Origin of the sequence: Thermogemmatispora sp. (assembly GCF_019683635.1) — a bacterium.
Taxonomy (GTDB): domain Bacteria; phylum Chloroflexota; class Ktedonobacteria; order Ktedonobacterales; family Ktedonobacteraceae; genus Thermogemmatispora.
Genome location: NZ_JADGIA010000234.1, coordinates 1 through 7,652, shown reverse-complemented (window position 1 = coordinate 7,652; position 7,652 = coordinate 1). Strand labels below are relative to the sequence as shown.

At 63.0% G+C, this 7,652-nt stretch carries 6 protein-coding genes; 1 reads left to right on the top strand and 5 read right to left on the bottom strand.

Annotated features, from left to right (window positions below):
- From IRZ31_RS18775 to IRZ31_RS18755, 5 genes are all read right to left on the bottom strand, one after another.
- Window positions 1-819, bottom strand: an 819-nt coding sequence (locus IRZ31_RS18775) for an ABC transporter substrate-binding protein (protein WP_297156476.1), incomplete at its 3' end; no start/stop codon positions are given.
- A gap of 195 nt (window positions 820-1,014) precedes the next feature.
- Window positions 1,015-2,286: a branched-chain amino acid ABC transporter permease gene (locus IRZ31_RS18770; RefSeq protein ID WP_297156474.1), complete on the bottom strand. Its 1,272-nt coding sequence runs from the start codon at window positions 2,284-2,286 to the stop codon at window positions 1,015-1,017.
- On the bottom strand, window positions 2,283-3,182 hold the full coding sequence (locus tag IRZ31_RS18765) for a branched-chain amino acid ABC transporter permease (RefSeq protein ID WP_297156472.1): 900 nt from the start codon (window positions 3,180-3,182) through the stop codon (window positions 2,283-2,285). The genes IRZ31_RS18770 and IRZ31_RS18765 overlap by 4 nt, the downstream gene beginning before the upstream one ends.
- A gap of 186 nt (window positions 3,183-3,368) precedes the next feature.
- Complete coding sequence (locus IRZ31_RS18760; RefSeq protein ID WP_297156470.1) at window positions 3,369-4,241, bottom strand: ABC transporter ATP-binding protein; 873 nt, start codon at window positions 4,239-4,241, stop codon at window positions 3,369-3,371.
- A complete protein-coding gene (locus IRZ31_RS18755; RefSeq protein ID WP_297156468.1) occupies window positions 4,238-5,038 on the bottom strand; it encodes an ABC transporter ATP-binding protein in 801 nt (266 codons plus the stop codon). The genes IRZ31_RS18760 and IRZ31_RS18755 overlap by 4 nt, the downstream gene beginning before the upstream one ends.
- Before the next feature lie 355 nt (window positions 5,039-5,393).
- Between IRZ31_RS18755 and IRZ31_RS18750 the strand changes: the two genes are divergently transcribed.
- Complete coding sequence (locus IRZ31_RS18750) at window positions 5,394-7,541, top strand: PucR family transcriptional regulator (protein ID WP_297156466.1); 2,148 nt, start codon at window positions 5,394-5,396, stop codon at window positions 7,539-7,541.
- Window positions 7,542-7,652 lie beyond the last annotated feature (111 nt).

The window sequence follows — 7,652 nt, the reverse complement described above, 5'->3', positions numbered from 1 at the left end:
GGCCGGGCTTTGCAGAATCCACTGCGGATTGTAGCCCAGCTTATAGGCTGTAGCGATAATAGTCGCCGTCGCCGTCGGCAGCGTCGTCATAAAGACGTACTTCGCCCCGGAAGCCTTCAGCTGCGCCACCTGGGCGGTGAAATCCGTATCATTGACCGCAAAGGAGACCTGGGCCACGTCGTGCAGGTGGTAGACACTCACTGCCTCGCGGTAGCCCGTTAGCCCATCCTGGCCATAGTCATCGTTCTGATAGATGATAGCCGTGGCTGGATTCTTGACCCCGAGCTTATTGACAACGTAGTCAAAAGCATTCTCCACCTGCAGACGGTAAGGTGTGCCAACGAGGATCAGATATTTCTCACGCGCCAGCGCCGAAGAGAGCGTAGCAGCCGAGACCAGCATGTGATCGGCAGCCGCCAGATCCTTGATGGCAAAGGTTGGCTGCGTCCCGAGGCTGTCGGCGATCATCAGCACCTGGTTGCGAATCTGGTTATACTTCTGCACCTCCAGCTGCGGGCTGTACTGCGTATCCTGTTCAACGAACTGGACTTTGAAGCCGTTAATGCCGCCGTGGTCATTGACGTGATAGAAGAAGGCTTTGACGCCATTGGCGATCGGGATGCCGACCGGCCCAGCCACCGGCCCCGAGTAGGGCGAGAGGATGCCCAGCGTGATCGTCTTCTTATTGAGATCGACACCAGGTCCCGCCTTGAGTCCACCCGAGCTGCTGCCCGTGTTGCTGCCCGCGCAGCCTGCAAGGATCGGTAGACCGGCCAGGAGGATGAGTATACAGGCAAACAAGAAGCGTTTCGTAGCCATAAACAATTACCCCCTTATCGAGCCAAAGGCACAAGATAGCACATAAAACCCGGCTGGTTCGCTTTTACTGGCTTCCTGACTGCAGACCTCAAGCGAAGTGCAGGTATGCCACCACAGGCTGACCCACTGGCAAGTTGGCAGGCAAGAAGAGGGGAGTAGACGCGACGAGACCCGTCCAGATCTCGTCAGGCGCGCTCAGGAGGCACCGGTTCCGCCACTCCCCCGCTCCTCGCCGGGGCCAGGGACGTGCTGCTGAAGATCAACCACCTCGATGCTCTCACCCCCTTCTTTGGCTGTCTCCGCGCCCGCGCCTGCGCCCGCGCCCGCGCCCGCGCTCGTCCCCAACGTCTGGGGGCGAGGCCCAGCCGGGCGCAGGCGGCGCACCAGACCAATGACTCCGCCTGGCTCAAACAGCAGGAAGACAATGATCAGCAAGCCATAGAGGAGCGCGTTCAAATCTCCGCTGCTGAGGCCCCCACCGCCAGTGCTGGGCGGCAGCAGCGAGAAGTAGTCGATGACCTGGGGAAGGGCGAAGACAAAGGCAGCCCCCAGGATCGACCCCCAGACATCGGCAATGCCACCGATGATGATGGCCGCCACAAACTGGATCGATAGGCTCAGACTCCAGTAGTCGGGGATCACATAGCGCGCATAGGAGACATAGAGCGCGCCGGCCACGCCCGCCAGGAACGAGGAGAGCACGAAGGCCCCCATCTTGACCTCGAAAAGGTTCACCCCCATGATGGCAGCGCCCACTTCGTGATCCCGCACGGCCCGCATAGCGCGACCGACGCGTGAACGACTGAGATTGTAGACGAAGAGTGCCGAGAGCAGGAGGACCACCAGGATGAGCAGGAAATACTGCTGCCCCGAGGTCAGGGCGACGCCCAGGATGCTGTTCTGCTGGTCGAGCGAGAAGCCTCCAAAGGCCGGCACCGGGAAATTGCGCCCCTGCGGCCCCCCGGTGATGAAGCTCAGGTTGCGGAATAGATAATTGCCGATGAAGACCAGAGCCAGGGTCACAATGCCCAGATAGAAGCCACGCAGGCGTAGGGCGCTCGGCCCGATCAGCGCCCCCACCAGAGCCGCAACCAGGCCCGCCGCCGGCAGCCAGATGAAGACGGGCAGGCCCAGGCCCCAAGGATCAAGCGGGCCTGCGGGCGGATTGCCGCCCAGGAGCGCCGCCGTATAGCCTCCCAGGCCCATGAAGAAGGCCAGGCCCAGCGAGATCTGGCCAGTGTAGCCCGAGAGGAGGTTGAGCGCCAAGGTGGCGATCGCCGCAATCAGGCAGTAGTTGACAATAGTAAACCAGTCGTCGCTGGCCAGCGAGAAGAAGAGCAGCAAGGCCAGCACTCCAACCCCCAGCCAGAGCCAGCGCGCCAGGCTCCCCAGCAAGCGAGGTGGCTCGGCCTCCCGCGGCAGCTCTTGACGAAGACGGCTACGGCCAGGCTCCCTCGTAGCGATCATACGCGCTCTACCTTTCTTGAGCCAAAGAGACCATAGGGACGAATCATGAGGATGAGGATCATGATCAGATAGGGCGTTACCTCGTGCAGGCCCGTGCCAACGACCGCCGGCAGGCGGCTCTCGTAGCCAGCCGTCAGGACGCTGGTCAGGCCGATAATGACGCCGCCGACAACCGCACCGCTGACCGAGTCGAGGCCGCCCAGAATGATGGCCGGAAAAGCCACCAGGGCCGCATTGCCAAAGTTGGGATCAATGGCCAGACTATCGATCGCCAGCAGGACGCCACCGAGCGTCGTGATGGCCGCCGCCAGTCCCCAGGCCAGGGCATAGACATTGCGCACATCGATCCCCATAGCCAGGGCCGCCTCTTGATCCAGCGCTGTGGCCCGCATGGCCAGCCCGTAGCGTGTGTGGCGAAAGAAATAGTAGAGGGCAATGCAGAGCACAATAGTCACGCCAATGGTCCAGAGATCGCTACTGCCCAGATGCACGCTGGCCACATTGAAGCCACTGGTAACGGAGAAAGGCGTGGCCGCCGGAATGGTGCGCGAACCCCAGCCCACAATGACCAGCGTACGCAGAATGATGTCCAGACCAATGGTAATCATGAGGACAGTGAAGGGTGGACGACCAATCATCCTGCGCAGCACAAGGCGCTCAAAGACGAGGCCGATGACAATGGTGACCAGTAGTCCCAGCGGCAATGCCAGCAAAAAAGGCAGATGCCAGTTCAGGACGGCGCTGGCCACGACATAGGTGCCAACCAGCAGCAGCTCGCCCTGGGCAAAATTGATGACCTGGCTCGCCTTGAAGATGATGCTAAAGCCCAGCCCGATCAGGGCGTAGATGCATCCCTGGGCTGCGCCCGCAAAGACTAGCTGAAGGAAGTAGGCCATAGCTCATAGCTCCTCCTGCACAAGCAAGCCGCAAATAGGGCGATCGAGCGATGGGTATCACCATCGGCTCTCTGGTACGCTCAGGTCCAGAGAGCATTTCTGGCATCTCTGCACGGGCAAACGAGCAAGCATACGAGCGAGTAAGCAGAGCTGTAAGCTGACACGCCTGCCAGTCCGAGGCGGCGTTTAGTTCTCGGAGACGGCGGGCAGGTCATCGGCGGGCGCCGGCAGCTGCTCCGATTCTTCGCCCAGGTAGGCTTTGATGACTGCCGGATTGGCCTGAACCTCCGCCGGCCTGCCCTCGGCAATGACGCGACCAAAGTCCAGCACCAGCACACGATCAGCCAGACCCATGACCAGCGCCATATCGTGCTCAACAAGGATCTGGGTGATGCCGAGCTGCTCCTTGATCTCCAGAATGATGGCGGCAATCTCCTCGGTCTCTTCCAGGCTCATGCCCGCCACCGGCTCATCCAGAAGCAGCAGCCGCGGCTCCATCGCCAGGGCGCGCGCCAGATCAGCCCGCTTTTGCAGGCCATAGGGCAGGCTGCCCAGAGGCCGGTCGCGCACCTCTTTCAAGTTTAGCAAATCGAGAATATGGAGACAGTAGGCGCGGTTCTCCCACTCTTCCCGGCGGGTCGGGCCGATAAACAGTCCGGCGCGCAGGATGCCACTGTGCATGCGCGTATGGCGGCCCAGCAGCAGGTACTCCAGGACGGTCATCGTGGGGAACTGGCCCATGTTCTGGAAAGTGCGTGCGATGCCAGCCCTGGCCACCTGGTGGGGTTTCAGGCGCAGCAGGTCCTGACCGGCAAAGATGACCTGCCCCGCCTCGGGCTGGTAGACACGCGAGAGCACATTAAACAGGGAGGTTTTGCCAGCGCCGTTGGGACCAATGACGGCAAAGAGTTCGCCCGGCCAGACGACGAAAGAGACCTCGCTGAGAGCGCGCACCCCCGCAAAGCGAACCGAGAGCTGTTCAACACGCAGCAGCGGCTCGCTGGGATTGATCTGGTGGTTGTCGCTGGCCAGGTTGCTGTGGTGAGGCCTCTCACTCATGACTGCCACCTCCTCTCCGCCACCCTTTCCTGCCGCTGGCGCAGGCGCCCAAGCGCGAGCTGGCGCTCTCCTTCGCGCAGGCCCAGGTAGAACTGACGGATGTTCTCCTCTTGCAAGAGGCGCGCTGCTGGGGCAGCCAGAACGACGCGCCCCGTTTCCAGCACATAACCGTAGTGAGCCACCGAGAGAGCCATTTGCGCGTTTTGTTCGACGAGCAGTACGGCGGTGCCTTCAGCGTTGATCTCGGCAATGATGTTGCGAATGCGCTGTACCATGAAGGGGGCCAGGCCAAGGGATGGCTCGTCGAGGAGCAGCAGGCGCGGCGAGGCCATCAGGGCGCGCCCGATGGCCAGCATCTGCTGTTCTCCGCCCGAGAGATAACCAGCACGGCTGCTGCGCCGCTCGGCAAGGACCGGGAAGAGGCTCATGACGCGATCATAGGCGCGACGGATAGCGGTGGGATTGCGCACGGTGATGGCGCCGGCGTGGAGGTTTTCATCAACGGTTAGATCGTCAAAGATGCGGCGCCCTTCCAGGACCTGGGCGATGCCCAGCTGCACGATGCGCGTGGGAGAGAGGCGATCGAGGCGCTCGCCTGCAAAGAGGATGTGACCACCAACGAGGGCGCCACGATGCAATGGGAGCAGGCCGGAGATGGCCCGCAGGAGGGTGGTCTTGCCGGCTCCGTTGGTGCCCAGCAGGGCGACGACCACCTTTTCAGGGATCTCAAGCGAGACACCCCGCAAGGCGGGGATGACGTTCTGATAGGTGACGGCAACGTCCTGCAGCTCTAACATAGGCGCTTCCTCCGTCGGCAGCGATGCTGACTCTCTCTGGCCCGACTCGCTTCCCTGCTCAGACCCGCCGCGGACACTCGATCGGCAGGGCGGCTACGGCCCACTGCAGCCGGGCTTGCCTCTACTCGCCTGCCCGGCCAGTACGGGCAGCCTACCTTGACTAGCCCACTCAGGCCAGTCCCTCGCCTGCCTGCGCCGCCGCAGGTTCCTCTCCTTGCCGCTGGCACCGACCCTGGCGGCCACTGGCGTTTCGTGCAAGCCTATTGTAAACAGGCAGCGTGATGGTATACAATGTCTCTATCTACAAATTGGCGGATAGCTATTTGTTAGCTTCCACAATGGCGAGGGCGCCACTATGCAAGAGCATTGTCCAGATCCCTGGACCCCCGTGACGCATGCCCTAAAGAGCGCAGCCCTCTGCCCAGAGCAGCGCGAGGAGGCCATTGCGCGCGCTCTCCAGGAGCTGCTGACACGCGTGCCCGCTGTGGCCACGGCCTTGATCTGGCCCTGCCCGCAGCGCAAAGGGCCGTGGAAGGTCCACTATGCCGGCATCCGGCGCAACGCCATGCATCGCTGGCTCTCAGCACGCCTCGATCCCTCCCCCGAAATGGTGGCCAGCGTACTCGAACGCGATCTGCGCACTGGCCTCAACGATATGCCGCCAGCCCTCCTCTTGAAGCTCGCTTCCCCCGAGAGCGGTCGACGCGCCTTCTGGATTCTCTGGCCCACTCCTGGCGAGGGCGGCGCTTTCACTCTGCCCCCGAACGAGGGGCTGCTGCGCGTGCGCCAGACCCTGGAGGCCCTGCTAGAGGTGGAGGAGAAGGAGGAACAGTATTTTTCGCCTAGCTCACCCGTGCACGATCGCTCCCTCATCGAGGCCCTGGCCCACGGCGACGCCCAGGCCCTGGCCGCTATTTTGAGCCTGGCGCGCATCGTGACTCGCGCCGATTTTACCTTCTGGGGCCAGGCTTATAACGATGTGGTGGAGATCGCCGGCCACCTGGGCGCCCGCCACAGCAATTTCGGCTTCGCCCTGGGCCTGGGACGCGGGATCGGTGGGCGCGTCGCTGCCTACGGAACACCGATGGGACGCGGCGATTATCGCAACTCTCCCTACCGCGACCCAAGCGTCTCCGATATCGTCGACCGCGAACAGGTGCGCTCAGGCATGGCCCTCCCAGTGCGTTCGCAGTCCGTGCCCGATGGTAACGTTCACGTGGCCGCTGTCCTCTACACGACGAGGCGCACTGTCGCCCCTTTCTCGCTGGCGGAATTTCTCCTTGGCCAGCGTCTCACCCGCTTGCTGGAGCCGCTGCCCCTCGCCGAGCGCCCCACTGTGATTCACTGGCCCGGCCTGGTGCGTACTCCTGACGCCAAAACGGCCTGGTATGAGCTACTGCTGCACGCCAACCGCGTAGAGGCCGTCGAGAACTGGGCCGGCCAATTGATCAAGGGACCGGTGATTGTGACCGATGGCAGCGGCAAGCCCTATGTCCTGGCGCGCAGCGAGGAGCTGGAGCAGTTGCGTGCTGAGCGCGCCCGCCAGCCAGAGAAGGTACAGGTGGTCCCGCTGGCGCTCGCCGGCCTTGATCGCGCCGGCGCGGTCTACCTCTGCCCTGCCGTGTCGTTACCGCCTCCGCATTGGCCGGACTTCCTCTACGATCTGGTGGTGGCCTGCAACCTGGTAATCACTCGCCTGGAGCAGGTGCAAGACCAGCTTGACCGCCGCCGCGAGCAGTGGCTCCGCTCGCTGCTTAAGGGCCATTCGCTGCAATACGTGGAGCAAGATGGCTACCGGCTCGGCCTACCCGTGGAGCGTGGCCAGTTCTGGGTGCTGGCCTGGCCCCAGGACAGCCTGCAGGCCATGAAATCGGCCCGTAAGCGCATGATCGTCGAGAGCGTGGTGCTGGACTGCCTGAAGAGTCCCCTGATCTTTGTCGACGACGACACGGCCATCGTCTTGCTGGAAGGCCAGGCTCCTCAGCCGCCATCGAAGGTGCGCGATGCCTTGCTGCAACACTGCGGCGTGCAGCCACTGTGGATCGTCTACGGCGGACGTTACCACTCGCTGGAAGATCTGAAGATGGGCCTGACCCACACCATCGCCCTGGCCCAGAAGGCCCGCCGCGAGGGCTACGGCGAGTATCTGCTCGATGTCTACACCTTCGGTCTGGATAGCCTGCTAGAGAACCCGCGCCTGATGAAGGACCTGGAAGCTTTCGCCACCAAGCTGCTCAAGCCCTTGCTCGACTACGATCGAGCCACTGGCTCCCACCTGACCGAGACCTTCGTCCTGGCTCAGACGCTTGGCTCAGCTCAGGCCGTGGCCGAACGCCTCGGCGTCCATGTCAATACAATCCGTTATCGCCTCCACCGCGCCCAGGATCTGCTGGGCAGCGATGAGCATAGCCCCAAGGAACAAACGGCGATGGCCCTGGCGGCCTTCATCTGGCAACGCAGCCATGCGGGAGAGGGTCCCAGCTCCGCAGACTCCTCACCCTAACCCACAGAGGCCCCACTCCCCCGCCCTGACGCCGTCCCGTCCCGTCCCGGCCAGCTCTCTGCTCACTGAGAGCCTGAGAGCCTGAGAGCCGCCCCCGGACGGCGTAGCTTC